The organism is Mycobacterium paraffinicum, assembly GCF_025822865.1.
In the GTDB taxonomy this organism is placed as follows: Bacteria; Actinomycetota; Actinomycetes; order Mycobacteriales; family Mycobacteriaceae; genus Mycobacterium; species Mycobacterium paraffinicum.
In genome coordinates this window covers 1-2811 of the sequence record NZ_JACKUR010000029.1, presented here as the reverse complement: position 1 = coordinate 2811, position 2811 = coordinate 1, and the positions used below count along the sequence as shown (strand labels likewise).

2 protein-coding genes are annotated in these 2811 nt (G+C 62.1%); both read right to left on the bottom strand.

The genetic code is table 11. The features are described from left to right. Window positions 1–121: 121 nt before the first annotated feature. Window positions 122–676, bottom strand: coding sequence for a tyrosine-type recombinase/integrase (locus H7J89_RS25790; protein WP_264046192.1), 555 nt, complete (start codon window positions 674–676; stop codon window positions 122–124). 502 nt (window positions 677–1178) lie between these two features. After that, a complete protein-coding gene (locus tag H7J89_RS20770) occupies window positions 1179–2654 on the bottom strand; it encodes a serine/threonine-protein kinase (RefSeq protein ID WP_264046190.1) in 1476 nt (491 codons plus the stop codon). Window positions 2655–2811 lie beyond the last annotated feature (157 nt).

The following is a 2811-nucleotide window of genomic DNA, read 5'->3' as shown; positions in this document are numbered from 1 at the left end:
CACAGCTATCTCGGCGACGTTCCACCTACCGAGTTCGAAGCCACGTTCTACGATGCACCAAGGAGCGACCAACCCCTGGTCGGAATCCAATAACCCGAGCCTCCGGCTGAACCAGGGCGATTCACACAGCCCGCTCGACGCTGCCGGCACCTCGGATTGCGGCCGGGTTCGCCGGGATCTTCCCGTCAGTCAGAGCGGTGGCCAAGATGGTTTTCAGCAGCGAGTAGCAGTGCGCCCGTAACGTCGGTGTCCCCTTGTCCAGCTTGGCGTACCACGCCCGCACGTCATCAGCGGTGATCGCCCGCAGCGGCAAGTTCCCAATGGGCTTGCCGATGATGTGGTTGTCGAGCAGCTTGCGATAGTGCTCGCGGGTGCGCGTCTTGAGGTCGCGTTGCTCCAGCCACGTGTTGGCGTACGTGGTGAGCGTCAACGCCTTCGTTCCGGGCGCGGCGGGTGCCTTGCCGTCCTCCGGGGGCAACCACTTCCCTCGGATGATGTCCGCGTGCACCGTCGCGAGGAACTTCCGCGCCTCTCCCTTGGTCCGGAACGTCACGGGGCCTTTGTAGCGGTGGCCTTCCGGCCCGTAGTAGCGGGCTTGCCAGCGCCCGCTGGGCAGCTGACTGGCGCTACCGAAGGCGCCCTTGTCCTGGGGTCTGCGACCCTTCCCCTGCGTCACTGTGCGCCTCCCAGTGGCTTCTCGGCGTGGACTCCGTGGACTCCTCGTAGACTTAAATGGGTTCCGCCAGCGTACTACCAGGTTCCCTCAGTTCCGCTATGATTGAGGTGTGTCCGCAGGTCAAGCCACGATTAGCGCAGGTCAGCGAGGATTCCAGCAAATCGCTGGTCACTGGTTCAATCCCAGTATCGCGCACCAGAGTTTTGGCAGCTCAGATTGGGTGCTTTAGCCGCGACATCCGTGCGCGTGAACTGAACGTGACTGACTGGTCTAGCAAGCCACCCACGAGATCGTCGGAGTGAGTGGAACCGAATCGCCCCATCCCCGCGTCTGAATAGTTGACCGGGCCGCCCTGCTCGCCTCGGGGGCGGCCCGTCACGCGTTTAGACGTCGGGCCCATAGCTACTGATGGCGGCCCAGCATGTCAAAGAGGCGACTTGCACTGTCCTAACTGCCCATGGGCGAATCCGCCGCAGGCGAGTATCGCGCGCACGGGGTAGGGCTATTCGAACATACCCTCGTAGTGTTGCCAGGTTCCGCTGCCACTAAGGGAATTGGAGGGCACGCGGCACATGATCAGATAGCCGTCAGGCGATCTCGACATAACTTCTACTCGCGAATCACACGATGTATTCGTGGTGTGGAGTCCGGTCAGGCCCGCAGGAGTCTCGGTCCAAAACCAGTAGCTTTCGGAAAACGTAGCGCAATAGAGTTCTTTGCCTGTGTTGGCGTCATGCGCGAGTTTGCCTTGATCACTGCAGGTGCCACCCGATACTGCCCCGCTTGGTTCGGCGTGCGCGGAGGGCATCGAAACTGTAATCGTGCTAGTGGATGTGGTCGCCGGAGGCGCTGGTGGAGGCGTCGGCGCCGACGCGACTGACCCAGGTGTCGGCGTCGGAGTTTGACTGGTGATCTGCGGAGTCGATGCGGGCGACTCCTGCTTGACGTGCGGAGTCGCGATTACGATTGCCAAGACCACCACAACGAAGGCCGCGACGGCTATCGCCATGACGGAGATAACCTTCGGGACCCCAAGCCGGCCGGCTAGGGCCTCAAATGGCCTGTTGCGGCCTTGTTTCTTCTCAACATCGAGAACCTGGAACTCAACATCGAGGGGGATTGATTCCGTGCTGTCGGCCGATACGGGCTGGGTAATGGCGGATTGCGCTGCCGCGGCGAGTTCGAGCGCCGTCTGGTAGCGGCGGTCGGGGTCTTTGGCCATGCCCTGGGCGATGACCTCGTCGATTTGTTTGGGCACACTCGGTCGGGTGGCCGATGGTTGAGGCGGCGCGGTGTGCAGGTGCGCGGCGACTAGCCCCGCTATCGTGTCCGCGTCAAAGGGCGGGCTTCCGGTCAGGCATTCATAGAGCACACAGGCCAGCGAGTAGATATCAGCGCGGGCATCCTCGTGGGCTCGCGCGCCCAACCGCTCGGGTGCGATGTAGGCGAAAGTGCCGATTGCGTAGCCGGACTTAGTCATTCGCGTTTCATCGGCTGCGCGTGCGATACCGAAATCGATCAGGTAGGCGAAGTCATCGTCGTCGAGCAAGATGTTGGAGGGTTTGACGTCGCGGTGGATCAGCCCCACGTTGTGGGCGGCATGCAAAGCCCTGGCGACCTGGTCGACGATGCGCACGGCGCGGGCGGTATCCAGCGGCCCATCGGCCAATAAGGTTTGTAGGTCGCGCCCGTTGATTAGCCGCATACTCACGAACAGCCGACCGTCAATCTCGCCGAAGTCATAGATCGGGACCACATGCGGCGTGTCCAAGCGTGCTGCCGCGTGGGCTTCACGGCGGAACCGCCGCTGAAACTCTCTGTGCTCAGACAGATTTGCCGGTAAGACTTTTATGGCGACGACCCGGTCGGTGACGGTGTCATGGGCACGCCAGACTTCCCCCATGCCGCCGCGCCCCAATAGGTTGATCAGCCGGTAACGCCCGAACGGCGTCCCCTCCGCAGCGTCCTCCCCTGCCACGGTCAGGATGCTAGCGAGTCGTGCCTACCCGCACGAGATATTTTCAAGACCTGTGGATTGGGTCGTTTCAGGCGACTTCCGTTTCGGTTGATTCGGTGGGTTCGTTGGGCGTGATGTCGATGGGTCGTTCGAGCAGTTTGCCTTTGTGGAACACAGC